This is a genomic window from Helicobacter rappini (assembly GCF_900198625.1).
Taxonomy (GTDB): domain Bacteria; phylum Campylobacterota; class Campylobacteria; order Campylobacterales; family Helicobacteraceae; genus Helicobacter_A; species Helicobacter_A rappini.
In genome coordinates this window covers 1-25946 of sequence record NZ_FZPK01000004.1, presented here as the reverse complement: position 1 = coordinate 25946, position 25946 = coordinate 1, and the positions used below count along the sequence as shown (strand labels likewise).

The following is a 25946-nucleotide window of genomic DNA, read 5'->3' as shown; positions in this document are numbered from 1 at the left end:
AGGGAAAGAAGTGATACTTACGACAAGTGGTGGGTGGTTTGATGGGTTATTTTCTGTGGTGTTTGACTTAGTTTTTATGTGTTTGTCATTTTCTAAGTTTAGCGTGTCTTTGGGGCTAGTTTGTTTGTCGTTTGACTTATTGTCTGGAGTATTATCTGGCGGATTTGTGCTGGAGTGATTTATAGTGGGCGTAGATATTCTCTTCTGTCTGCTATAAAGTATATTGTGTATGATTTTGTGAGATTCTTTATCGTATTGTATTTGGCTATTGTGCTGGGGTTGCTGTGAGCTTTGATTTTTACAAGGCGTTTGCCCCCCCCCCCAATGTATTTGCCGTATGCGATTTTTATAACAAACTTTGTGATTTCAAGGTTTCTAATACCTCTTCTTGTCATAAAAAACAGATGTGTTGCTCTTTTTTCACCAAGTAGAACTTTTAATGCTCTCTTAATAACTACTTTCATGTTTATCCTTTATAAAAATTTTAAATTTTGTCATTTTCGCATACGCTCTATAAGCCCACAACAAACACAAATGATAAGATTCTAGAATCTAAACAAGATATTTCATGTATGACAATTGCTAGATTTCAGATTCTAAAAATAATCTCTCATTGTAGCAAAAATGTGTTAAAAAGGTGTGTGGGTTGCATTGACTGATTAAAGCGATATGATGATATTTAGGATTTTGTAGGTTTATTAATGCTTGCAGTTTTGCACGATTTTTACTTGATTCTATTTGCTGATACACACCCTATAACACAAAAGGCGTATCCTGATACACAGAAAAGTTAAGCCAATTTGAGAAAAGCACACTCGCACTTGACTTCCACGAGAGTATCGGCTCCCCATCTTCTCCAAAATAATCAAGCGGTTTTGCTATCTCTAAGCCTTTATTTATATCTCGCTCATATTCTAGCCGCAGCGTGTCTTTGGCGTATTCTGGGTGGGCTAGGATATAAAAGTCCTTTTCATCTTTTAACGCACTAATACCACAAAGCTCACTCTCTAATAGAATCTTAAGTTTAGAGTTTCTAACCGCATTTTCATCAATCCCAGCGTGTCTTGAATGGGGCATTCTCACAATAGAATCTAGCCCATTTAAAAGCAAATCTTGCGTAATGATTCTGTGTGGAAACACACCAAACACCTTTTCTTTTAGCATAATCTTTGCAATGTTGTGAAAGTGATATAGCCCTGCCATAGCCCCCCAGCATAGATACATCGTGCTTGTGCAATGGCTTTTGAGATAATCCATAATCTCTTGTATCTCACTCCAATACGCCACGCTCTCAAACTCCAAATGCTCAATGGGCGCACCTGTAACAATCGCTCCATCAAACCGCCGCCCTTTAACTTCGCTAAAATTCACATAGAATCTATCTAAATGGCTTTTTGGCGTGTTTGTGCCGATGTAACTTGCTGTGGATAAAAGCGTGATTTTCACCTGCAAAGGCGAGTTTGCAAGCAGACTTAGAATCTGATTTTCTGTTTCAATCTTTGTAGGCATAAGGTTGATTAAAAGCACTTCAAGCGTCCTAATATCTTGCGTTCTAGCCCTTTTTGCCCCCATAATAAAGGCATTTTGACTAAGCAGGGAATAGGCTGGAATATCTTCTGGGATAACAATGGGCATTTTTGCTCCTTTTAGATTTTACTTTTCTATTGCTTGTTTTAAATCGGCGATTAAATCCTTACTAGATTCTAGCCCTATGCTCAGTCTAATCGTGCAAGGTGTGATACCCCCGCTTTGTAGCTCTTTTTCACTTAGTTGAGAATGCGTGGTGGAAGCGGGGTGAATGATTAAAGACTTTGAATCCCCGATATTTACCACCATAGCAAAAATCTCTGTGCTATTGCAAATCTTTTGTGCCGCTTCATAACTTTGTGCCTCAAAGCTAATAAGCCCTGAGCTTTGAGAATCTGCATAGTATTTTTGCAAAAGGGCGTGATATGGGCTAGATTCTAATCCCGGATAGGCTACACTTTTAACCAAACTATGAGATTCTAAGAATCTTGCTACTTCTAGGGCATTTTGACTATGCTTTTTAATGCGAAGCTCTAGCGTCTCTAGCCCTTGCAATAGAATCCACGCTGATTGCGGGGAGAGTGTCGCACCGATATTTCTAAGCCATTCAGTGATAAGGCGAATGCTAAAGCAAGGCAGGGGTAGTGAAGCATAGACTAGCCCGTGATAACTCGCATCTGGGGTATTAAACGCAGGATAACGCGGATTATCTTTAAGTAGCTCATTTAGCCCGGCTCGCTCAATCACCGCCCCGCCTAACGCACTGCCCTGCCCATTGACATACTTGCTAAGGCTATGCACGGAAATATCCACGCCAAAATCAAAGGGCTTGTGTAAAAAGGCAGTCGCCACGGTGTTATCACAAATGCTTATGATTCCGTGTTTCTTAGCAATAGCGGTAATAGCAGTCGTGTCGGCGATTGAAATAATGGGATTTGAAATGCTTTCAAAAAAAATCGCCTTTGTTTTAGAATCTATCACAGATTCTAAAGAAGCGATATTATCAATATCAAATGTCCTAGCCTCAATGCCAAAGCGTTTCAGCGTATGGGTAAAAAGTGTCTGCGTGCCGCCATAGATTTTATTCGCAAACACAATATTATCGCCACTCTCCGCACAATTTGCTATCGCGTAGAAAATCGCCGCACTCCCACTTGAAGTAGGCACGCCAAAGATCCCGCCTTCAACCGCTGCAAGACGAGAGCCTAGCACATCGGTTGTTGGGTTTGTCAAACGCGTGTAGATATTGCCTAGCTCTTTTAATCCAAATCGTGCTGCGGCTTGCTCTAAGCTCTCAAAGCAATAAGCGGTGTTTTGATAGATTGGCACGCTCATTGTGCGTTGCGTGTCGTAAGTGTATCCTGCGTGCAGGGCGAGTGTGTCTTGAGTGTAGTTATTATGCTTTAAATTTGCCATTGTTGTTCTCCTTATTTTGTGTTTGTCTTTTTGGTGCTTTTTGCAGATTTGCAAGTGTGGATTTGTTGCTCCGCAACTGCATCTGCGGTGTCGGCTCGGTCATTTGCCTTTAGCAAACTCCCTTCGCCTCCACCTTGAAAACTACAAAACGAAGTTTCTTTAGAAAAATCACTCAAAAATACTTCTGCAAATGTTTGTTGTTGTAGTTTCTTTAGTCAAAGATACTCCTACAAAACTATTTTTCGCTTCTTTGGTGCTTGCAGAATCTTTGTCGATTTAGAATCTACATTTCTACTAGCTTTTACCTAAAAAACCTTACTTTTGCTTTAAAGATTCTAACCTTGTGAGACTTTATTTATTTCACATTAAAGTAATATAGAATTATTTTTAAAAAATATTCTAAACTTTAAAATATAGAATCTTACTTTAGAAATTAAGTTCTAAATTAATAGGCATATTAACACAAAAAAATGAAAATACAATATGTAATATATAAAAAATTACAAAAAATATAAAGAATGTTACTTTTTTAATCTGCTGAAATACTTATGCTGTGTTTTTGCATATCTTAAAGACACAATATAAAAAGTTATAGATAGGCAAAAATAGGCTAGATATACGCCCAAGTGTAAGAAAATATAATAAGATAGGTTTGCGTGTTAAGGAATTAAAAATTTATTGAAAAGAGCCATAACGCATAAGCTTGTCATAGCGTTTTGCAAGATAGTTTGGAGTGTTTCTTATTTGTTCTAAAGATTCAAGAAAATAAGCCTTGATTTTTTCGGCTGCTGCTACTTTATCTCTGTGTGCACCGCTTAAAGGTTCCTGTATAATATCATCGATCAAGTTAGCTTTTTTTAATTCTTGTGGAGTTATTTTCATAGCTTTTGTTGCGGCTTCAATCTTTGTTGGGTCATTCCACAAAATCGCAGCACAACCCTCTGGGGATATAACGCTAAAGATAGAATACTCCATCATGGCCAACCTATCTGCTACGCCGATAGCTAAAGCACCACCGCTTCCACCTTCACCAATAACAATGGATATAGTTGGCACTTGTAGCATGGCAAAATCCTGCAGATTCTTTGCGATAGCTTCGCTCTGCCCTCTCTCTTCAGCTCCAAGCCCGGGATAAGCCCCTGCAGTATCGACAAGCATAAGCACAGGAATATCGAATTTTTCTGCCATTTTTGCTATTCTCAATGCCTTGCGATAGCCTTCTGGGTGGGGCATACCAAAGTTTCTTGTAATCTTATTTTTTGTGCCACGCCCCTTTTCTTCGCCGATAACAATAACGCGTTCGTTCTCAATCTTTCCCAAAAAGCATACTATTGCCTTATCATCTCGAAAATGGCGATCGCCAAAAATCTCATAAGAATCTTGCATAATCAATTCGATATAATCAAGGGCGTAGGGTCTATCTGGATGTCTTGCTAATTGTAATTTTTGATAGTCATTCAAATTTGCATAGATTTTTTTCATTTCATCTTGCAAGTCTTTTTGTAGAATTGACACTGCGGCATTATCATTTCGCAATGTTGCTGATTCTATATCTTCTTGTAAAAGCTTTAAACGCTGCTCAAAATCTAAATATGTAGCCATTATTGACACTTTTTGAAAATCACAACACCATTTGTGCCACCAAAGCCAAATGAATTACTCATAACGCTTTGAAGTGTAGCGGAACGAGCGACATTTGGGACATAGTCAAGATCGCAGAGATCATCTTTTTCTTCTTGATTAATAGTTGGTGGTATTACGCCTTTTTCCATAGCCATAAGCGATATAACCGCTTCAATAGCACCAGCTGCACCTAAACAATGCCCTATTTGTCCTTTTGTAGAGCTGACAGGTGGGACATCGTTGTCAAATACACGCTTTAATGCTTGAGTTTCATGCACATCATTATAATATGTGCTTGTGCCATGTGCATTCACATAGTCGGGCTTAATATTTGCCATTTGCAAGGCTTGTTTCATAGCACGATACGCACCCTCGCCCTCTGGAGCAGGGGTTGTAATATGATTTGCATCACCACTTTCACCAAAGCCACATAACTCACCATAAATATATGCACCACGAGATTTTGCACTCTCATAATCTTCAAGCACCAATGCACCTGCACCTTCACCCATAACAAAACCATCGCGTTTTTTGTCAAATGGTCTTGATGCTTTGCTAGGTTCATCATTGCATACACTCAAAGCTTTCATAGCCGCAAATCCACCAATGCCTATTTCACAAATAGAAGATTCTGCACCTACAACAAGCATTCTATCAGCACAGCCAAGCATGATAGTCTTAGCCGCTTCAATAATGCCATGTGTGCCTGCTGCACATGCAGTAACGCTTGAAAGATTCGGTCCTTTAATCCTATGTGCGATAGATACAAAGCCACCAAGCATATTCACAAGTGCAGATGGAATGAAAAAGGGGCTAATTCTTCTCACACCCTTTGTATGCCATGCAATAGCATTGTTTTGAATGTTTTCCAAGCCACCTATGCCTGAAGCAGAGCTAATACCAAAGCGATCGGCAACATCTGGCAAAACTTCTAAGTTTGCATTCGCAAACGACTGCTTACCTCGTGTTATGCTATCTTGCAAGGCTTCCCTAGCAGATAACAAACCAAGCTGGATAAATCTATGTGCCTTTTTCACTTCTCTAGCATCAAGGACAGATTCTGGATCAAAGCCAACGACTTCGCCTGCAATTTGCACGGGAAAATCTGTAATATCAAAAGATTCTATTCTTCTAATGCCACAATTTCCCTTTACAATCTTGTCAAATGCAACATCTTTATTTAGCCCTAAAGCATTCACCATGCCAATGCCCGTTACTACAACTCTTCGCAATATGGCTCCTTAAGCACAAATAAGTATAAAGTTTAAGTAACTCGACTTACTTATTCGCAAGAATATAATCTACAACATTTTGCACGGTTTTAATTTTTTCTGCTTCTTCATCTGGAATCTTAATATTAAATTTTTCTTCCAATGCCATGATAAACTCAACAACATCAAGGCTATCTGCATTCAAATCTTTTGTAAAATCAGACTCCGGCTTAATCTCATCTGCTGCAACTTTAAGCTCACTTGCTACTAAATCTTTCACTTGATTATAAACTTCGATAGAATCCATACCTAAACTCCTAATTTTAAATTACTTCTTAAGTCATATTGTAGTCATACTCACTGCTTAAGAAAAGCAAAATTATACATAATAAGTGTTAATAATGTCTATAAACTTAGCTATATAACAAAATATTATAATATTTTCTTGCAATGCTTATTTGTATATCAACTCTTATTGAATGTTTTATTAAGTCTAATTTATTCTAAAATACTCTCAATCATATTATGACACAAATCTTTATTAACCGAAGAAGTCATAAGCTGTTTGTAATGATGAAGTAACATTTGCAATGAATGAGAGTTATCTATCAAATAGTAATTTTGAATATATGCAAACAATGCTTTTTGATTAAAAATCTCTGTGCCACTTATTAGCACATTGGCGAAAGTGGCTGGTTCAAGCGGATTATGCCCCCCAACTTTTGCAAATGCCCCACCAAGTATCACAATATCGCTGATTGCATAAAAATTAATGAGAGAACCCATCGTATCAACGAGTAAAATATCTGCGTGAATCAGATCTAAGTCTAGTGTAGAATCATTTTGCAATTCACTAAGACACATGGTCTTTCCATATTGTTTGCAAAGCTGAAATACAGACTGAAACCGCTCAGGGTGTCGCGGCACAATGACTAATAGATTTTTTTTAGAATCTTTTTTTATTGTCGTATAGTCTTTAGTGGCGTTGTGAAGATGGGTTTTACATTCACATTCTTTATTGTGATTGTTTATAGAATCTAGATTCTCTACCATTTGGGTGGGTGCAGGGTGCAAGGGTGCAAACTTTATAGAATCTAGATTCTTGTCATTTTGAGTGTGTAGGCACGAAAAATCTTGTTGAGATTCCATACTAGATATTTCGCTACGCTCAATATAACAATTGCTAGAATCTAGATTCTTTTCATTTTGAGTCTCCAAAACGAGTGAAAAATCTTTTTTAGATTCTGTATTTTTAGACATTTCGCTTTGCTTAATATGACAAGGTTTAGATTCCATATTTTCTAAAACTTCACTATCACTTTCCCATAATGCCTTTGCGTTACTCCACGCATTTAGCACAAATTCTTCCTCGTTTGCATGTGTGCTTGCTGCAACAATGATTAAAGATTCTGGTTTTTTATACGCTATCTTTGGTTTTATGGGGTTTAATAGCTTGAGATTCCCGATTGTTTTTACATTTTTTGCCCCCAAACTCTTTAGCCTTTCTGTGTCTTCATCACTTTGAGATAATACAGAATCAACAAATGAAAAAAAATGTCTATAAAAGATTCTAAGCTTTTGATAGCGTTTTACGCTACGCGTTGAGATTCTAGCATTAACTAATTTTGTAGTCGCCCCCTTATGCTTTGCATATACAAATAGCATAAGCCAAAGTTCGGCTTCAAACACAAAAAGCTTTTTACATGTCGGTGTAAATAATGGGATAAAGGTCTCAAAAGGCAAATAATCAATGCTAAGATTCTCATATTTTGCATAAAGGTTTTGTGCCTGTTTATATCCAGTCTGTGTGATAACACTAAGAAATATGCTTTGTGTTTTGGGGATAGATTCTATAAGGGTTTGCAGGGACTGCACCTCGCCCACAGAACAAGCATGTAGCCATATATCATAGCTTTCTTTTGAGTGATTTTTGGGGATTAAAAAACGAAGTGGAATGCTTTTTTTATATTTTTTTCTTAATGATAAGGCACAAAGCAAGGGCAATGCAAGGACATGCAAGAAACATAAAAGAGTGTAGTAAATAAAAGTCATTGTGCCTTGTCTTTGGTTGGGTCTTTAACTCTTGCTTTCAACTAGAGCAGAATCATAAAGAATGCGACCACAATGTGGGCAATGCACGATCTCATCGCCCCTTCTAACATCTGCAATATTTTTATCATTTAGCTTGATAAAGCAACCACCACAAGCTTCTTTATACATGGAGATAACGCTTGTATTTCCCGCCCATTTTCGAATCTTTTCATACAATCTTAGCACGGTTGTTTCCATATCTAATGCAGCTTTTGTCCGTTTGGCACTCACCTCATCTTGTTGCTTTTTAATCTCTTGGACTGCTTCATTGCAGCCAGATTCCATGCTACTAATCTCTTCATCAAGCTTTATAACATTGGAATCAAGTGTAGCAATCTTATCTTTTGCCGCTTGTATGCCTTTCTCAAGGGATTCAATCTCATTGTTAAAGCTTATGCTTTTTTCTCGCAATATACCCTCTTCCATATCGAGATTTTTCATCTCTTTTTCGCTTTTGCTTTCTTGGATTTTATTGCGAATGCGTTCAATATCTGCAGTAATCACAGCAAATTCATCATTATTTTTTGCAAGAGATTCTTCATTCCTTGCAATGAGTGCTTCTAGCTCTTGCTTTTCTTTTAAAGCTTTTGTTTTTTCAGATATTTTTTCGTTCATTGGGGCTTTTTTTTGCTCGATAAGAGGATCATATTTTGACACCTCTAAATCAAGGCGATTTACTTCAATGAGTTTTTCAAGATTTTTATTCATGCAATGCTCCTAAATATAGCAAAATGGATTGTGTGAATTTGTAATTATAGCTTGAATATGGTGTTTTTGTAAAGCTTTTGCTAGTAAATCACTGAAAATACACTCACTTTCAAAGTGTGGAACATCAATAAAGCTAATGCCCTCACTCGCAGCAATCATAGCATCATGATATTTAATATCGCCTGTGATAATGCAATCCCCCTTATTTGCGATTTTATAGGCAGTGGCATTACTCCCACATGTAATGTAGAGATTATGTATCATATTATCTTTTTGCGTATAGCGAAGTGTATCTAATCCCAATATATTTTTTATATGTGTAGCAAGAGAATGCGTATTTAATGGCGTGTTTGTGCTATAAATAAGGCTAAAATCTTTCTCACCATTTGGGGTAAAATTGAGAGATTCTAAGCATAATTTTGTAGCAAAGGCTTGATTTAAATGCGTTTTGTCAAAGTTTGTATGCATGGCTATGACGCTAATTTTCTTTTGCAAACATATTTCAATGAGATTTGCGGGATATGTATCAGTTTGTATGGTCTTTAATGCTTTAAAGATTAAGGGGTGATGCACGATAAGCAAACTTTCATTTTCTATCGCATTAACCACTTGCATATCAAGCTCTAATGCAATATAGACTTGTTTGCACTCTATTTGCATATTACCGATATTTAATCCACTATTATCCCATTCTGCTTGCATGATAAAAGGACTTATTGAATCAAGTATGTTATAAATTTCTAAAACTTTCATGTTTAACCGCCTATTGAAATTGTGAAATTAAGATAAGATTCTATAACCCAAATAATGCAAAATCTATATTTTATACTTACAATTCATAAAATAGTTAAAAACTATATCCCACACTTGCACCAAAGAAATTAAAGCCTTTGTTTAAAGGGGTTAAATCACCATTTGAGTAATGTTTCACAAAAATCTCACAGGATATACCCCCCCCCCCCCCTTATTTGCCACGGCATAATTATAACCAATAAAGACTTTTTCCCCAAAAGTAAAAGCAGAGTTCATGCGAGAATCTAAAAGTGTGCGAATGTAGATTCCAATACCAACTCCAGCATAAAGGTTTGTGCGTGGTATTGATAGCACAATATCTTGTGATACACCAAAGATTAATTGATTAAGGGCTTTTTCACTCCCACTACCAAGAAAGCCCTCAAGCTCTAAAACCATTCTGGCAGGTAATCCAAAAAATGTATTAGGCTGTCCATAATGCAAACCCAACGCACTAAGGCGTGAGAATCCATTTTCTGAAAAATCCTGTGCGAAAGCAAGCTTTAGCAAATGCTTTTTATCATTAAAATTTGCATTATAATCTATCCAACGAGACTTTTCCTTGCTTACTTCATTATGAGTTTCATTATTTTCTAAAGCATACGCAAAAGCACAAATAGACATAAACAAAATAAAAACACATCTCATACACAAAACCCCAACAATTATTATGAGTTAATTACTCAAAAAAGGCGGATTATATAGGAAAAACTATAAAATACAGCTTAATCCTTACATGCCATTTTTACCAGCATCTTACTCTAAGCAAACAAGACTCTACATCCCATCTTGTAACAATCTCTTTAAAAATACAGAAAAGATTCTCTCTAATTGTTCTATATCTTGCAAAGATACCCTTTCATCTACTGCGTGGATTCTATCATTGCATAAGCCAAGCTCTACCACTTCTACGCCATATTCACTCAAAAATCTTGCATCACTTGTGCCACCACTCGTGCTAAGTTTTGTTTGTATTTGTGCTACTTCATGGATAGAATCTTGTAAAAGCGTGATTAAAACACTATCTTTTGTATGAAAGCTTTTTGAGCTTTGTTTTAGCTCTAGTGTATAGGGAAGTCCATCTAATACAGAATCTACATGCGATTTCACACTCTCTAATGTCGTCATTGTGGAGTTTCGCACATTAAACATAATGACTAAATCATTAGGCGTTACATTCACCGCTTCAATGCCGCCTCTTATATCCGTTATCACAAGCTTTGATGCACTAAATACGCAATCCCCACTATCAAGATTCACCCCCGCTAAAAGCCCTAGCTTACTGCCGAGTAACTCCACTGGATTAATACACTTTTCAGGATAGGCGACATGCCCCTGTTTCCCTAGAATCTTAATCACACCATTAATAGACCCTCGCCTGCCAACCTTTATCGTATCCCCCGCAAACTTCGTGCTTGTAGGCTCTGCGACAATGGCGTATGTAGGTAGCATGCCCTTTTCTTTTAGGATTTCTAGCATGTATTGTGTGCCATAGATCCCTTCACCCTCTTCATCACTTGTTAAAAGCACAGAAAAAATCATTTGAGTTTCATTCTCACTTATAAAATCTTGCAATGCCTTGATAAAACAGGCAATACCACCTTTCATATCCTGCGTGCCACGACCATAGATATAGCCATCATGTATTGTAGGGGTAAATGGTGGATAACTCCACTCGCCTTTATTTTGTTCGCTATCTTGTGTGTCGTGTATATCCTTTGGCACAGCTGCCCCGCCACCGGGCTTTACCACATCAATATGCCCTGCAAAGCAAAAATGTTTCAGTCTCTTCCATGCACTCTTTTCATCATGTCCTTTTGGAATCTTATAAAACAACACATTTTTTACACCATTTTTTTCAATATGCAAAGCCTTAAATGAAGGTAAAAGTGTCTGTATATACTCATAGATTCCATGCTCTAGTGGCGTGATTGTAGGATATTGTATAAGTTTTTTTAGAATCTCTAATGCCATGTTTTACTCCGTTATAAATTTGACTGATTGCAAACCTTGTGCTAAATCTTACTTAGATTCTAATACATATTCAAAGCTATTCTGGGTTTTAATCAAAACAAAATTTTGCATTAGAATCCAATATCATTTTGCACCCACCTTAAAGGTATAGAATCTAAACTTTTGTATGCTTAGAACTATCTGCTTAAGTCATGCGAGAAATCTAACGCGGTTGAATGGTGCTATTATCCGCCCTATTTGATTCTAAAAATTCAATTAAACGCAAGGCACATTCCATATAGCTTTTGCTTGTCCTGCTATCAGGCTCAAAGAAGCTAATAGGCTTACCGCTATCACTTGCTGCTACAATGCTTGGCTCTAATGGAATCTTAGCTACAACTTCTGTATGAAACTCTTGTGCTAACATATCGCTATTACCCTTTCCAAAAATCTCATAGGTTTTATTACAATCAGGGCATATAAAACCACTCATATTTTCAATGATTCCAAAAATTGGGATATTGCATTTTGCAAACATATCAAGCGCACGGAATCCATCATCAATGGCTACCATTTGCGGTGTGGTTACATTTATACCCGCACCAACAGGCACACTTTGAGCTAGTGTAAGCTGTGCATCACCCGTTCCCGGTGGCATATCAACTACCATAATGTCAAGCTCTCCCCACTCCACATCTTGCAGTAACTGCGTAATGATACGCATAACCACAGGTCCTCTCCATATAAAGCTCTGCCCTTTACCATAGATAGATTCTATACTTATCATTTTGACACCATATTGCTCTAAAGGTAAAAGCTTCTTACCATCTTGGCTAGTCTTTGGCTCAACGCCATCTAGTCCAAACATACGCGGGACATTTGGTCCATAAATATCAGCATCAAGTAAGCCTACTTTTTTACCGCTTTTTGCGAGTGAAATGGCGAGATTTACGCTCGTTGTTGATTTACCAACACCGCCTTTACCGCTACTTACCATTACAAAATGCTTGATTGATGGGGCTAGATTTTTGGGGGCTTGCTCTGTTTGTGCCTTTTGTATATTTGGCGTTACAATCTCTATGTCGATATTTGCTAGTGGAAGGGATTTTGTCTTTTCTAGAATCTCTTCTTTGACTTTTTTAATGACTTCTTCATTGCTTGATGGGATATTTATCTTAAGATAGCATACATTATTGTTTATCTCTATCTTACTTACAAAGCCAAAGGTTACAATGTCTTTCTCAAAGTTTGGGTAAATTACTTGTTTTAATGCGTCTTCGACCATTTTTTTCATATTTTTCCTTTATATTGTGTTATGTGTGAAATTATAGCGTATTTGATACAAGTTCATAGATTCTAAAACATTTAAATGCGTATGATATAATGTCGCCTTTTATTTTTAGAATCTAGCAGGGAGATTATTATGGGTAGAGCGTTTGAATATCGTAGAGCTGCAAAAGAAAAGCGATGGGGCAAAATGAGTAAAATCTTTCCAAAGCTTGCGACAGCAATCACAATCGCCGCAAAAGAGGGCGGACTAGACCCAGAAATGAATGCAAAATTACGCACGGCTATCGCTAATGCAAAGGCACAAAATATGCCAAAAGATAATATCGATGCGGCAATCAAGCGTGCAAGTGGCAAGGACGGACATTTTGAGGAAGTAAGCTATGAGGGCAAAGCCGCAAATGGTGTGCTGATATTCATAGAATGCGCGACCGACAATCCAACAAGAACGGTTGCAAACATAAAAAGCTATTTTAATAAAACGCCAAATGCGAGTTTGCTTACAAATGGGGCGATTGACTTTATGTTTGAGAGAAAGGGCGAATTTCAAATCACTTTAAATGATGATAATGTTGATGAAGTGGAATTAGCGCTTATTGATTGCGGACTTGATTTACTAGAAAAAAATGAAGAAGAAAATAGCTATACTGCATATTCTAAATATGAAGATTTTGGGACATTAGCACTTGGTTTAGAGAATCTAAAGATCGAAGTAAAATCCGCAAAACTTGTAAGAATCCCAACAAGCCCCATAACCCTTACAGAAGAGCAAATGCAAGAACTTGATAAACTGCTTGATAAAATCGAAGATGATGATGATGTGCAAGCGGTTTATACAAACCTTGCGTAAGGTTTTTTAATGCGATTAGCCTAGAAAAAGGCATGTATTTACATAATGTTATAGGCTATTATGGTAATGTTTGCGGGGTTGATGAGATGGAAATAGAGTTACTATCTTATCCCATTTTAGAATGCAATATAATTTAGGGTCTTGTTATATTGAGCTTTTTAAAAAGGCGAAATATCTTAAAGATTAAAGTCTGTAAGAGATTTTTCGATACTTTCAAAATGACAATATTTTAGATTAAAACAAGGTTTTATATTTGAGAAGTTATAGTTTATATTTAGACTCTTAGGCGTTTATTTAAGAGCAAGGCATGATTAAAAGCATTATCTCATCAAATCAGCCTTTGTTTGCAATAAAAGTCTATTTCAGTTTTGGGCGATAATGTTTAAAAGCTTCCATGCCCCAGTATCCACCTCTTTTATAAAGATTTAAATGATATGTGTATCCTAGCATTACCATGTATGTCTTTATCTCTTCTTTGTTTGGTATGCGTGAGCTTATATAATCTTGACTAAGAAGTGGAATCTTTGCACCAAATGTTATAGTGTGATTATCTTTGATATTAAATTGGAATCCAGCGTTAAAAGGCAAGGCAAAAAATGTGTGCATTCTATCACTTTGATTTCTAGCACCAAAAGTATTATTTGATATTGCAAAGTCAGGTTGCAGTGTAGTAGCACCCGCACCTAAGCCAAAATACACACCAAAAGAGCGAGTAAAATTATAGAAAAAATCCACATTTGCAGCGATTAATTGCTGATTTAGCGTTGTATCCATGCTGTAGCTATTACCACCGGTTCCTCCCCTGCCAGAGTTACTAAAAGTTTGCATATAGTTATAGCTTACATAATATTTAAAACCAAATTTATTGCCTAAAAAATGTCTATATCCAGCTTCAGCCCCAATTGTCCAACCAGCACCTGTGCCTATTCGAAAATTATTATTGAGATTCCCACTTGTCAATGTGCTATCAGTAACTGATGCACCCACATTTCCCCCTACAAATAGACTTGAAGCCCTATCATTCGCAAATGCGTTAAAACTTACAAGTGATATGCCAGACAGCATTACAAGATTCTTTAATATGTTATTCATACTATTCCTTTAAATTAAAATAATGAGTGATTGTAAAATACAAAAAAAAAAAAACAAGTCAAGCATATTTTAATAAATGGCTAAATATTAAAGTTTAAAGTAGAGAATAGAAACATATTTTATTATCGTGGGCTTTGTGTTATAAGTATGGGGGTGCAGCATTTATAGAAATATGTGCTGAATGGCTAAATGCGTGAATCTTGTGATACAAAATTTGTTTTTCTCAAAAAGAGACAATATGGACTTGTATCAATAGTTACTGATAAGCCAAAATTGCTTTTAGCTTTTAATATACACACCTTACTCGTTTTTCATATTACTTTGCGATATAATTACTCTGCAAGCGAAAAGATTCTAAAAGATTTAATGCTTTTTTGCTTTGTAAATGCTCTCTTGCTAAATGAAATCCAGCTTCAATGCTATCAGCATAGCCATAGATATAAAGGCTTGCACCTGCATTTAGGGCAACTAAATCTGCTTTTTTACTTGCTTTACCGCTTAGTATATCAAGTGTGATTTCTGCATTCATAGCGACATCGCCACCGCGTAATTCTGCGTGATTGGCGAGTTCTATACCTAGCTTTTGTGGTGAGAAAATATAAGTGTGAATCTCTCCATCTTTTAGCTCACTAACTTGTGTTGCTGCACAAAGACTTATCTCATCAATACCATCTAGCCCATGCACGACCATTGCCCTTTCAACGCCTAGAATCTTTAGGGCATTTGCAAGAAGTTCTGTATAATCCTTGCTAAACACACCTATAAGCTGATGTGTGGGTCGCAATGGATTACTTAAAGGACCAAGTAAGTTAAAAAAGCTTTTAAAGCCTAGCTCTTTACGCACACCTTGCACATGTTTTAGGGCGTTATGAATGTTTGGTGCAAAAAGGAAAGTAATGCCAAGATTCTCATAACATGCCTTGCAAGTATCCATATCCATATTGATATTAATGCCTAGATTTGTGAGTAAATCTGCACTCCCACTTTTACTTGTAATACCGCGATTGCCATGCTTTGCCACTTTTAAGCCCATACTTGCTAATAATAGGGCAGTTGTCGTTGAGACATTAAAGGTTTTTCTCGCACTCCCACCTGTGCCGACAATATCAATGCGTTTAGAATCTTGTATTTCAAAATGTTTTGCCTTTGATATAAGAAGACTTGCAAATGCCGCAAGTTCTTCCCCGCTTGGTCCTTTGTGATAAAAGCTTGTGATAAGGCTGCCAAGTTGTGCTGGTGTGAGATCATTTTCTGCGATACACTCCATTAAATCATAGCTTTCTACAAAGCTTAGATTCTCTAAATGGGCTAATTTTTGCAGGTAAAGCTTTATAGGTATGCTTCGCCTTTTGTGGTGAATGAAGTTTAGAATCATCTTTTCACCATATTGTGTGCCAATAGATTCTGGGTGAAATTGTAAGCCAAAAAGTGGATATTGCTTGTGTGTTACCGCCATAACTTCGCCATCATCACTCACTGCATTAATATGAAAGCAGTCTGGAATCTGCTCTCTTTTAGCGACTAAAGAGTGATAGCGAGTGATTTGGACATGCTGGGGGATATTTGTAAAGATTCCATCTTCTGTGTGTGTGAGTGGAGATACCTTGCCATGCACTATATTTTTTGCATTGACAATAGGCGCATCAAAGGCATACAAAATGGCTTCATGTCCAAGACAGATACCAAGAATAGGATATTCACCTTTTAACTGCGTAATAATATCAAGGCAGATTCTAGAATCTTTAGGGCTATTAGGTCCCGGTCCTAGTATGATATGTGTGGGCTTTAACATACGGATTGTTTCAATATCAATAGCATCATTGCGTTTCACAACGACACTAAAGCCTAGCCTTGCTACAAGCTGGTAAATATTGTATGTGAAAGAATCATAATTATCAATTAAAAGTATCACTCTATGCTCCATTAGAATAAAGATAGAATTGTAACGAAAAATTAAACAATTATATTTTTATGTTTGTTTTAAATCTTGCAATTTTGTCTCAAGCGATTCAAACTCATGCTTTAGAGATTCTATCTCTTGCATTCTCTTTTTACCTTCTAAAAGATAGCGTGGCGGTATAGAACTCGCTAGTAATTCATTAATATATACCATGCCCTCCCCACTTTGCTCATAAATCCTTTTTAAATGTGTAAAGCCCTCATTTGAAAAGAAGTAACAATAAAGTCCAATAGCTTTATTTTTATCTGCTAATCTTAGAATCAAAATCCCCGCATTTGCCACAACAATGTGGTCTTTTATACATTCTCCAAGTATGGTAACTTTTGGGACAATGCTGCGAAGTGAGAGTAAAATATCATAGGGTTTTAATCGATATTTTTGTATCTTTTGCTTATCCCCACTCATCTTTTTATGACTAAACTGTGTGCTAAATCCACATACAGAAAAATCCGCTATACCTACATCATAATATGTAATTTCAGAATCTTTACTACCCCCATGCACTCTTTGCCCACGAAAAATAGTTGCCCCCATATCAGCTAATAATAATTCATTTGTATGTATCATCTTAGAAGCAAGATAATAACTAGCCCTTAAATCATGCGTTTTTACATCTTTTATATTTGTGATTTTTGAAAATTCACTCTCTCTCTTTTGCTTAAATAGATTAGCAATTTCATCAATATGTCTTAGTCGATTATATTTGCCATCTTTGGTGTAAAAATGTGGATTATTTGCGTTAATATGCAGAATCTCTTTATTATTATGAGAGATAACAAGCACAGAAAAATCACAGGCTTGGTGTGGGAAGATATTTTTAGGTAATTCAATAACAGCTTCTATCATACGCTCTTTTACAAGCTTATCGCGAAGCTTTTCTTCTAAAAAGCTTTTTTGCAAGGTTTGATTGCGGACAATGAAAACTCCCCTTTGCTTTAAATGTGCTAGGGCGTGTGTTAGAAACACTAATTCTGGGTAATTTTTAGCAAGTATGCCAATTTTACTGAATCTTTCATCGCCTTTTAGTTGTTCTACTCCCATGTGTGCGTAAAGCGGTGGATTACAAATGACTTTATTAAATTGTCGCAAGATACTTCCCGCTTTAAAGACAGGTTGCTTTAAAATATCATTCACATAGAGTTTATAGTCTTTTATTTGTGTGAATCTTGCGATTAATCTTGCGATATTTGATAGCCTTTCATCTAGCTCTTCTCCATATAAATGGATATTTGGATTAAGATTCCCTAAGGATAAAAAGATACTGCCAATACCATAGCATGGATTATATACCTCATCATTATCTTGTAAATCTAGCAGCAATGCTAATAAATCATTAACTTCTCGTGGTGTGGAATAATAATAAAGCTTATTTGTCGTGCGTTTCTGTGAGATAATATGTAGGAATTGCGTGATATTATGCAATTCTGTGCTGCTTTGTAAAAGCGTTTTTAGAATCTTAGAGATATTTGCATTACTGCTTATAGGCACATATAATTCTTCTCCTATGAGATTGTGTAATATTGCGTGAAAGTCTTCTTTAATCGTCTTTCTTTTGCTAGATTTTGCAATCATGTCTTCTAGCATTTTAGCATTTTCCCTCTTAAAGATAAAAAGCTCAAGCATAATGCTTACAACATCAAGCAAATCAGAATGATAGCGTTTGAGATAGTCAAAACAATCAAGCAATTTTTTCACAATATACCTTTTGGTCTTATGGGTTTGGTTTTAATGATTCTCATTTATATGATTTTAAATGAATGGGTAAAAACAAGAGTTGTATTATAGCTAAATTTTATGGATAAAGATTCTAAGGTAAAACTAAGATAATAGAGAAAAATAAATGCCCTACTTAAAATAAATACCTTACTTGGTGCTATCTTGTAAGGGGAGAAATAAGATAAAACGCCAGTAAAGTCAATTTCATTTTGAAAGGATTAACATGAGAACAATTTTCACTTGGAAAATCAGTATTATTGCATGAGAATAAGCTTCACTTGCAGAGAATGGTTGCGGAGGAGGGATTTGAACCCCCGACCTTTGGGTTATGAGCCCAACGAGCTACCTGGCTGCTCTACCCCGCGTTACTCAAAAATATCAAAGATAACTTCACATTAAGCAAGTCTATTAGAAGTAAATTTATGTAGTAATTTGCTTATTTGGCTGGGGTACAAGGATTCGAACCTCGGAATGCCTGGACCAAAACCAGGTGCCTTACCGCTTGGCGATACCCCAACGCTTTGCTTCTTTTGCTTGAAGTTAGAAGTTAAAGGCGAAATCATATCATAGTTTTGCTAAAAAGTCAAATAAAATTGATATAATTTTTAAAAATGTTATTACGGAGTATTTAATCTAATGTATCAAACGCGTATGAAAGACGCCATAGAGGCGATTAAAAAAGGTGAAATGATTATTATAATGGACGATGAAGATAGAGAAAATGAGGGCGATTTGGTAATGGCTGGAATCTTTTCCACACCAGAGAAAATCAATTTTATGGCTCAAGAAGCAAGGGGGCTAATCTGCGTATCTATCACGCAAGAGCTAGCCCATAAGCTAGACCTGCCCCCAATGGTAAAAAGAAATGATAGCAACCACGAAACCGCCTTTACTATATCCATTGACGCTAAGGAAGCAAAGACAGGCATTTCTGCGTATGAGAGAGATTTAACTATCCGTCTTATGTGTGATAACAACGCAAAGCCAAGCGATTTTGTGCGTCCGGGGCATATTTTCCCACTTATTGCTAAGAGTGGTGGCACACTTATCCGCACAGGACATACAGAAGCGAGTGTGGATATTTGCCGCCTTGCGGGACTTGCACCCATTAGTGTGATTTGTGAGATTATGAAAAAAGATGGCACGATGGCAGGGCGGGGGGATAAATTCCTACTTGATTTTGCTAAAACTCATAATCTAAAGATTCTCTATGTCAGCGACATTATCCAATATCGCTTAAATTTTGAAAATCTCGTGCGTGAAACTTCGCGTGAAAAGGCAGTGTTTATGGCAAAAGAGTGTGAGAAAATCACCTTTATAGATCATTTGCAAAATTGCCATATCGCCTTTAGCTTTAGCCCACAGGCTACAACGCCGCTCATTAGATTCCACAATACAAGTAGCGATATTGCCCTTTTGACAGATTCTAGTGAGTGGCAAGCCCTGCAAAAAAGTATAGAGTTGCTCTCCCAGCAGGGTGGCTATCTTGTGTGTCTTAATAGTGATAAAGATAACGCAAATGGCAGTAATACAAAGCATTGTGGTGATATTAAAGACTTTGGAATCGGCGCACAGATTCTAAAATCACTTGGTGTGAAAGACTTCACACTTCTTAGCTCTCATTGTGTGAATACAAAGACAAGCTACAACGCCCTAAGCGGTTTTGATTTGCATTTGCAACAAAGCATTGAAGTGTGAGGATGGAAGCCATAATTCTAAAACAACCTATCGTGTTAAAATGAAATATCTACAAATTAAATTTTAAAAGAGTTAGCTTCATCGCCTTAAGCTACTCCAAATTTATATTAGCATTAGTAAATGGAGCGACTTTTGCTTTATGATAAATGGTATCCAAAATTTATATGGCTAAAACTATGCTATAATACTAGCAAATTTGAATAGATGAGGTTTATTGTGAGCATTCTTGGTATGCTTTTTCGACCACTTTTTGCGACTGTGCTTATCGGTGTGAATTATAACACGACTGCGTGTAGCATTAAGGTTGTTAAAAAACGCGGTGGTCATATCGTAGAAGAGATTGATAAAGAATTTAAGATTCTAGATGGGAATCTCTCTGCTGAAGTGATTAAGTTTATTAAGAAGCTAAAGTCTCGTTACGCATATAGCTATGTTGCTATACTTTCTAAGAATACAGAACAAGTTTTAGTCCCCGGTGTGAAGAAAAATCAATTCGCCGCATTTAATGTAAATGAGAAAGAATATAAGTTTATAAAGCTGCCTAGTGCCTTTGCCTTTATACTAAAAGATGATATTACACAATATCAAAATATGTTTAAAAAAGCTATGGGATTAGACTTTTTATTCTCACCTTTTGTGTTGCTGTTTTTTAAAGCAAAAACTTTTGTGGGCGATAGACCAAAACTTTTTGTGTTACAGGAAAAAGAGGATTTATCAGTATTAGTTTTAACGAGAAAGGCTATTTTATATGGCTCATTTTTACCTATGAGTGCGGGAGAGAGTGTAACAAATGTAAGAGATTCCCTGCCTTCTTCTCTCTCTGAAGATACGCTAGTATCTACTACAAGCACACAATCTGGTTCTACCGCACAAGGCTTAGATGATTTAAATACAGAGCTTGGTGGATTAGAAGATGAATTAGAAGATTATGAAAACTTTGACTTTGATAGTCTTACAAGTGAGGCAAGTGAAAATGTAAGCGGCTCAAGCGGTGATGGAGATGATGAGGGCTCTAGTATGGATAATTTGCAGGATTTAGGACGATCTACGACTATTATTAATCTTTTACAAGCCGCAATCAAGGATTTTTATAATAATTCATTATATGAAAGCGATTTTATTGAAGAGATTGTATTTTTTGATTGTTATGGAATCTCATCTCAAGCAGTGGATAATATAAAGTCAAATCTTATGATAGATTTTTCACTTGTTGGGCTTGATTTATTGAGAGAATTAACAAATGTTATGCAGATTGAGTTAGATAGTTAGGAAATATTATGACTTATAGTTTTACAAAAGCAACAACAAAGCATGTATTAAAACCAGCTACAAAGATTTGGGGATTCTACTTTATACTTGCTTTTGGCATTTTAATCGTCTTTAAAGTCCAGCTTTTATTACAAGTAGAGAATCTAAAAGAAACACAGAATCTAGCAAAGGCAGAGCAAGAAAGAATCATACAATCAACAAAGAATCTAGAGCAAGAAAGCGAGAGATTATATTATGAGCTTGAAGTCGCACAAAAGATTAATGTAAGAGATGAAAAGCTGCGTATGCAGATACAAAATATTATAGCTATGATTCCACAAGGGGTGCAAATAAGCACGATAAGATTTGAGAATAATCAGCTTTTTATGCGTGGGACTACTATCAGTAGAGAGCTTTTTGAGACTTCATTGCAGTCGCAATTACGCACAATTTATGCAAGAAGTAATGCAAGTTTCTATGAACTCCCAAGCGGTTGGCTAAACTTTGAATCTATCAGTCAAACCTTAAGCGATGATGGCTTGATTGAGAGAATTGATAATATATAAGGCGTAAATATGGCAATATTAAAAGATGTAGAACCAGATATTATTTTCCGTCATATTGTATGGAGTGTGCTATTTATTGCCGCGGTTGCTTACTATATCAATGTAGATATTATGCCAAATGTTGATAGCTATAAAGAACAAGTGCGATTTACTCGTGTAACACAAGATGTGCTTGCTAGCACAAAGGCAGTGAGAGATAATGCACAAGCAAAGATTAATGCCTTTTCAGGCGCTAATCATGAGAAAATAAAAGTCTTTAATGGCGTGATTAACGAATCTGTGATACGCAAAAACTTACCTAAAGGCTTTTTACGCATAAATGTAAAAAAGATGGGCGAAGAGCTTATACCACAAGACCAGCTTAAAAAGCAGTTTTATGCTATCACAGGCGAAGTAGGGATTAATAATCTAGCTTTAATCCTTGATATTGTGCCAAAACTACATGCAAAAAATATCAGTGCGATACTTGAGCTTCCATTTGTAGTGCAAAAGACAAAGAAAGGGAATCTATCCTTTGAATTACGCATTGCTATCACTCAAAGCACATATAAACGCTAAATATTATAAAGGAATTATATGGCAGAACAAAATATTAACGATAAAAGGGTATTTACTAGCGATTGGGAGCAATTAATCTATAATGAATGCGAGAAAAAAGGCTATTTTGAGCCAAATTGCCATGAAATCTATAATCCACATTATAAAGATTCTAAACCATTTTGCATTATGATGCCCCCGCCAAATGTTACAGGGGTGCTGCATATAGGACATGCCCTAACTTTTACATTGCAAGATATTATTACGCGCTATAAGAGAATGGATGGCTTTAGAGTGCTATGGCAGCCCGGGCTTGATCACGCAGGAATCGCAACACAAAATGTCGTAGAAAAAAAGCTATTAGAGCAAGGCATAAAAAAAGAAGATATAGGCAGAGAAGCCTTCATACAAAAAGTATGGGAATGGAAAGAAGAAAGCGGTGGTAAAATCTTAGAGCAAATGCGGACTATGGGCTTTTCTCCTGCGTTTAAACGCACAAGATTCACAATGGATAAAGGGCTTATAAACGCAGTAAAAGAGACTTTTTGTAATTGGTATGAAAAGGGCTTTATCTATCGTGGCGAAAGAATGATTAATTGGTGCACACATGATGGGGCATTAAGCGATATAGAAGTAGAATATGAAGAGAATAAAGGTAAGCTATATTATTTGCGATATTACTTGAGTGAATATGTAGATTCTAAGGGACACATTATAGAAAGTGCTTTAAAAGATTCTAGTATAAAAAATCCTTACATTATCGTTGCGACAACAAGACCAGAAACATTTTTTGGCGATACTGCCCTTATGGTGCATCCACAAGATTCTAGATACACGCATTTAATCGGCAAAACACTCACACTACCTCTTATTGGCAGAAAGATACAAATCATCGCAGATTCTATCGTAGATATGGAATTTGGTAGTGGAGCGGTAAAAGTAACACCAGCCCATGATATGAATGACTATGAAGTCTCACTAAGGCATAATCTAGAGCATATAATAGTCTTTGATAAGAATGGAATCTTAAATGAATATTGTGGCGAGTTTAGCGGTATGGAGAGACTTGAAGCAAGAGATTCTATTATCGCGGCATTAGAAAAGGCAGGATTTGTAGAAAAGATTGAAGACTATACAAATAAAGTAGGCAAATGCTATCGTTGCGGTAATATCATCGAGCCTTATATCTCAAAGCAGTGGTTTGTAAGCAAAGACGCGGCAAAAGGGGCAATAGAGAGAGTAAATCAAAACGAGACAAGATTCTATCCTAGTCAATGGAAGAATAACTATGATGCGTGGATGCGAGATTTACGCGATTGGTGTATCAGTCGTCAGCTATGGTGGGGACATAGAATCCCAGTCTTTTATTGTGAATGTGGGAATGAATTTGCAAGTAAAGATGATAATCCAATATGCCCTAAATGTGGTGGTAAAAACATAACACAAGATAATGATGTGCTTGATACATGGTTTAGCTCTGGGCTTTGGACGCATAGCACACTAGGCTTTGGGAATGGCGACTTTGGCAAGGGAGAGTTATGGCAAGAGAGTGATTTAAAAGATTTTCATCCTAATTCCTTGCTTATCACTGGCTTTGACATTCTCTTTTTCTGGGTAGCTAGAATGCTTTTAAGTGCGGATATTAACTGCAAAGAAATCGCATTTAAAGACATATATCTACACGCCCTTGTGCTTGATGAAAAGGGACAAAAGATGAGTAAATCAAAGGGCAATGTAATAGACCCTTTGAATCTTTGTGCGACTTTTAGCCCTGATGTCGTGCGTTTTAGCCTTGCGTTTTTATGCGTGCAAGGCAGAGATATACGCCTTTCACAAAAGCAGCTTGAAATCACGCGTAATTTTACAAATAAGATTATAAATGCCATGAGTTTCTTAGAGCTTTATGCAGGACAGCTAAGAAGTGAATATAGATTCAATGAAAAAGAGAGTTTAAATGAGTATAAAACCCCACTTGGAATCTATATGAAATCACGGCTAAATCTAGCTATAAAAGAAGTGCGTAACGCCCTAGATTCTTATCGTTTTGATTTATATGCGAGTATTTTATATCGCTTTTTGTGGAATGAATTTTGTGATATTGGTATAGAATGTGCGAAAGCGGATAAAGAAAGCGTATTTGAGTTAGCAAGCATTCTTATAGAATCTATGAAGCTTTTACACCCTTTAATGCCATTTTTAAGTGAATATGTATTTCAGCGACTTCTAAGCCGAGATATAGAATCTGGACTAAAAGACAACCGCTCCATTATGATAGAATCTTTCCCAAAAGATACTACTAGAAATACCGCATTAGAAAAAGGCTTTGAAATCATTCTAGATTCTATTACCACTATTCGCAGAATGCGTGCAAACTTAGGAATAAGCGGCGATGTCTTGCCAAAAGTTTTTATAGAATTGCAAAAAGATGATAAAGAAGTATTGCAATCACTTTGTCTAGATTCTAAAGAATCTTCTATAAATTTTGAAGTGCTTTTTATATCATTTGTAGCAAAACTAGCAAAAGTAAAAGAGGTTATATTTGTAGATTCTAAACCAGCCCAATGTATCGCTGATATTGGCGAGATTACAAAGGTATATATAGAGGCAAGTAACTTTGATATAGCAGGGATTCTAGAGCGATTAGACAAACAAGCCCAAAAGATACAAAAAGAGATAACAAAGCTAGAAAATATGCTAAATAATAAGAACTTCATCGCAAACGCCCCAGAAGCCGTTGTAACACAAAATAAAGAGAATTTAGGCGATCTAAAAGAGAGACTAGCTAAAGTGCTTGATGAGAAGAAAGCTTTACAGATTTAAGTCTATACATTTATGTTTTATCCCTTGCGTTAATCTTATCTCATTATAGATTCTATAATAGAATCTTTTATAGAATCTAGCGAGTGTATTGAGTAATAGTTTTAATATATGAAAATCTAGCTAGATTCTATAAACACAACACCTAAATAACTTTTAATAGATTCTAACCCTAAGCTGTGATTCTAAAAGTTTCATAAAAATATGGAATCTATCTAAAATCCCCTTGATTTGTTTTTTTTTTTTTGTAAAATCGCAACATTTTGTTTTTAGATTTTATAAGGGGTTAATATGATTAATTTTAAGAAAATAGCAATAGGCTTTGGGTTAGTAAGCGTGATTACATTGCAAGGACTACAAGCAAGTAAGCTAAAAGAGTGTGAAAGTGAAGCAGATAAAAAGACAGGCTGTGTTGAGATAGAAGAATGGCAAGAAAGAATGAGTTATGGATCAATTGAAACGCTATATAAAAATGGTAAAAAAGAAAGCATAAAAGACTATAGAAACGGGAAACTTGAATCCGAAACATTATATAAATATACTAAGGAAGGATACACAGAATACTATTATTATGGATATGGAACGCTTCTGGGTGTAACACCATATAAAAATGGTAAGGAAGATGGCATAAAAAAATGGTATTATGAAAATGGGAAGCTTGAAAGTGAAACACCATATAAAAATGGCAAAGTAGAAGGCATAAAAAGGCGGTATTATGAAAATGGGAAGCTTGAAAGTGAAACACCATATAAAAATGGCAAAGTAGAAGGCATAGAACCACGTGATAAAGAATATGGTAAGCGTAGTATATAATGACGAAAGTAATAAGGAAAAGAGAATGGTAATGAGATGGT

The 25946-nt window shown here is 36.2% G+C and carries 26 protein-coding genes and 2 tRNA genes; 8 read left to right on the top strand and 20 right to left on the bottom strand.

Going from position 1 to position 25946, the window contains the following annotated elements; translation table 11 throughout:
* Positions 1 to 10 precede the first annotated feature (10 nt).
* Positions 11 to 178 (top strand): hypothetical protein, encoded by a 168-nt coding sequence (locus C6H17_RS12700; RefSeq protein ID WP_233714078.1) that lies wholly within the window; start codon positions 11 to 13, stop codon positions 176 to 178.
* Position 179: 1 nt separating this feature from the next.
* Here C6H17_RS12700 and C6H17_RS12695 read toward each other — a convergent pair whose 3' ends face one another.
* The 15 genes from C6H17_RS12695 to C6H17_RS00965 all read right to left on the bottom strand — a co-directional run bounded on the left by C6H17_RS12695 (position 180) and on the right by C6H17_RS00965 (position 12615).
* Entirely contained in the window at positions 180 to 464 is a 285-nt protein-coding gene (locus C6H17_RS12695; RefSeq protein WP_233714077.1) for a hypothetical protein, read from the bottom strand.
* A gap of 118 nt (positions 465 to 582) precedes the next feature.
* Entirely contained in the window at positions 583 to 750 is a 168-nt protein-coding gene (locus tag C6H17_RS12035) for a hypothetical protein (protein ID WP_005216671.1), read from the bottom strand.
* A 3-nt stretch (positions 751 to 753) separates the two neighbouring features.
* Positions 754 to 1635 (bottom strand): homoserine O-succinyltransferase, encoded by an 882-nt coding sequence (locus C6H17_RS01015; RefSeq protein WP_005216673.1) that lies wholly within the window; start codon positions 1633 to 1635, stop codon positions 754 to 756.
* 18 nt (positions 1636 to 1653) lie between these two features.
* Positions 1654 to 2943, bottom strand: a complete 1290-nt coding sequence (locus C6H17_RS01010) for an O-acetylhomoserine aminocarboxypropyltransferase/cysteine synthase family protein (protein WP_005216675.1) — start codon at positions 2941 to 2943, stop codon at positions 1654 to 1656.
* A gap of 11 nt (positions 2944 to 2954) precedes the next feature.
* On the bottom strand, positions 2955 to 3119 hold the full coding sequence (locus C6H17_RS12030; protein WP_155243496.1) for a hypothetical protein: 165 nt from the start codon (positions 3117 to 3119) through the stop codon (positions 2955 to 2957).
* 499 nt (positions 3120 to 3618) lie between these two features.
* Positions 3619 to 4545 (bottom strand): acetyl-CoA carboxylase carboxyl transferase subunit alpha, encoded by a 927-nt coding sequence (accA, locus tag C6H17_RS01005; RefSeq protein WP_020995435.1) that lies wholly within the window; start codon positions 4543 to 4545, stop codon positions 3619 to 3621.
* Positions 4545 to 5798, bottom strand: a complete 1254-nt coding sequence (locus tag C6H17_RS01000; protein WP_005216677.1) for a beta-ketoacyl-ACP synthase II — start codon at positions 5796 to 5798, stop codon at positions 4545 to 4547. The genes accA and C6H17_RS01000 overlap by 1 nt, the downstream gene beginning before the upstream one ends.
* Before the next feature lie 46 nt (positions 5799 to 5844).
* Positions 5845 to 6084, bottom strand: a complete 240-nt coding sequence (gene acpP / locus C6H17_RS00995; RefSeq protein WP_004086276.1) for an acyl carrier protein — start codon at positions 6082 to 6084, stop codon at positions 5845 to 5847.
* Positions 6085 to 6275: 191 nt separating this feature from the next.
* Entirely contained in the window at positions 6276 to 7829 is a 1554-nt protein-coding gene (locus C6H17_RS00990; protein WP_005216678.1) for a glycosyltransferase N-terminal domain-containing protein, read from the bottom strand.
* A 24-nt stretch (positions 7830 to 7853) separates the two neighbouring features.
* A complete protein-coding gene (locus C6H17_RS00985; protein WP_040462605.1) occupies positions 7854 to 8576 on the bottom strand; it encodes a zinc ribbon domain-containing protein in 723 nt (240 codons plus the stop codon).
* A gap of 9 nt (positions 8577 to 8585) precedes the next feature.
* Positions 8586 to 9329 carry a Nif3-like dinuclear metal center hexameric protein gene (locus tag C6H17_RS00980; protein ID WP_005216679.1) on the bottom strand — a complete coding sequence of 248 codons (744 nt, stop codon included), beginning with the start codon at positions 9327 to 9329 and terminating at the stop codon, positions 8586 to 8588.
* Positions 9330 to 9423: 94 nt separating this feature from the next.
* Complete coding sequence (locus tag C6H17_RS12690) at positions 9424 to 9507, bottom strand: acyloxyacyl hydrolase (protein WP_233714080.1); 84 nt, start codon at positions 9505 to 9507, stop codon at positions 9424 to 9426.
* The gene (locus tag C6H17_RS12685; protein ID WP_233714076.1) at positions 9504 to 10016 is read right to left on the bottom strand and encodes an acyloxyacyl hydrolase; all 513 of its coding nucleotides are present in this window, start codon (positions 10014 to 10016) and stop codon (positions 9504 to 9506) included. Before C6H17_RS12685 ends, C6H17_RS12690 begins: the two co-directional genes overlap by 4 nt.
* Before the next feature lie 129 nt (positions 10017 to 10145).
* Positions 10146 to 11342: a succinyl-diaminopimelate desuccinylase gene (gene dapE, locus C6H17_RS00970; RefSeq protein ID WP_005216682.1), complete on the bottom strand. Its 1197-nt coding sequence runs from the start codon at positions 11340 to 11342 to the stop codon at positions 10146 to 10148.
* Between the two features lie 202 nt (positions 11343 to 11544).
* Complete coding sequence (locus C6H17_RS00965) at positions 11545 to 12615, bottom strand: Mrp/NBP35 family ATP-binding protein (protein WP_005216684.1); 1071 nt, start codon at positions 12613 to 12615, stop codon at positions 11545 to 11547.
* Between the two features lie 129 nt (positions 12616 to 12744).
* Between C6H17_RS00965 and C6H17_RS00960 the strand changes: the two genes are divergently transcribed.
* On the top strand, positions 12745 to 13458 hold the full coding sequence (locus C6H17_RS00960) for a YebC/PmpR family DNA-binding transcriptional regulator (protein ID WP_005216686.1): 714 nt from the start codon (positions 12745 to 12747) through the stop codon (positions 13456 to 13458).
* Positions 13459 to 13815: 357 nt separating this feature from the next.
* Here C6H17_RS00960 and C6H17_RS00955 read toward each other — a convergent pair whose 3' ends face one another.
* The 5 genes from C6H17_RS00955 to C6H17_RS00935 all read right to left on the bottom strand — a co-directional run bounded on the left by C6H17_RS00955 (position 13816) and on the right by C6H17_RS00935 (position 18742).
* Positions 13816 to 14550: an outer membrane beta-barrel protein gene (locus C6H17_RS00955; RefSeq protein WP_005216690.1), complete on the bottom strand. Its 735-nt coding sequence runs from the start codon at positions 14548 to 14550 to the stop codon at positions 13816 to 13818.
* A 316-nt stretch (positions 14551 to 14866) separates the two neighbouring features.
* Complete coding sequence (locus C6H17_RS00950) at positions 14867 to 16462, bottom strand: bifunctional anthranilate synthase component II/anthranilate phosphoribosyltransferase (RefSeq protein ID WP_020995436.1); 1596 nt, start codon at positions 16460 to 16462, stop codon at positions 14867 to 14869.
* Positions 16463 to 16519: 57 nt separating this feature from the next.
* Positions 16520 to 18205: an N-6 DNA methylase gene (locus C6H17_RS00945; protein WP_005216693.1), complete on the bottom strand. Its 1686-nt coding sequence runs from the start codon at positions 18203 to 18205 to the stop codon at positions 16520 to 16522.
* A gap of 309 nt (positions 18206 to 18514) precedes the next feature.
* Positions 18515 to 18591: transfer RNA gene (locus C6H17_RS00940), tRNA-Met, on the bottom strand.
* Between the two features lie 76 nt (positions 18592 to 18667).
* A tRNA-Gln gene (locus tag C6H17_RS00935) sits at positions 18668 to 18742 on the bottom strand.
* 120 nt (positions 18743 to 18862) lie between these two features.
* Here C6H17_RS00935 and C6H17_RS00930 point away from each other — a divergent pair.
* The 6 genes from C6H17_RS00930 to C6H17_RS00905 all read left to right on the top strand — a co-directional run bounded on the left by C6H17_RS00930 (position 18863) and on the right by C6H17_RS00905 (position 25905).
* Positions 18863 to 19924, top strand: coding sequence for a bifunctional 3,4-dihydroxy-2-butanone 4-phosphate synthase/GTP cyclohydrolase II (locus C6H17_RS00930; protein WP_005216695.1), 1062 nt, complete (start codon positions 18863 to 18865; stop codon positions 19922 to 19924).
* A 216-nt stretch (positions 19925 to 20140) separates the two neighbouring features.
* Positions 20141 to 21193 (top strand): hypothetical protein, encoded by a 1053-nt coding sequence (locus C6H17_RS00925; RefSeq protein ID WP_223808315.1) that lies wholly within the window; start codon positions 20141 to 20143, stop codon positions 21191 to 21193.
* Between the two features lie 8 nt (positions 21194 to 21201).
* Complete coding sequence (locus tag C6H17_RS00920; protein WP_005216697.1) at positions 21202 to 21738, top strand: hypothetical protein; 537 nt, start codon at positions 21202 to 21204, stop codon at positions 21736 to 21738.
* Positions 21739 to 21747: 9 nt separating this feature from the next.
* The gene (locus C6H17_RS00915; RefSeq protein WP_005216698.1) at positions 21748 to 22296 is read left to right on the top strand and encodes a hypothetical protein; all 549 of its coding nucleotides are present in this window, start codon (positions 21748 to 21750) and stop codon (positions 22294 to 22296) included.
* Positions 22297 to 22314: 18 nt separating this feature from the next.
* A complete protein-coding gene (locus C6H17_RS00910) occupies positions 22315 to 25095 on the top strand; it encodes a valine--tRNA ligase (protein ID WP_005216699.1) in 2781 nt (926 codons plus the stop codon).
* A gap of 288 nt (positions 25096 to 25383) precedes the next feature.
* On the top strand, positions 25384 to 25905 hold the full coding sequence (locus tag C6H17_RS00905; RefSeq protein ID WP_104731310.1) for a toxin-antitoxin system YwqK family antitoxin: 522 nt from the start codon (positions 25384 to 25386) through the stop codon (positions 25903 to 25905).
* Positions 25906 to 25946 lie beyond the last annotated feature (41 nt).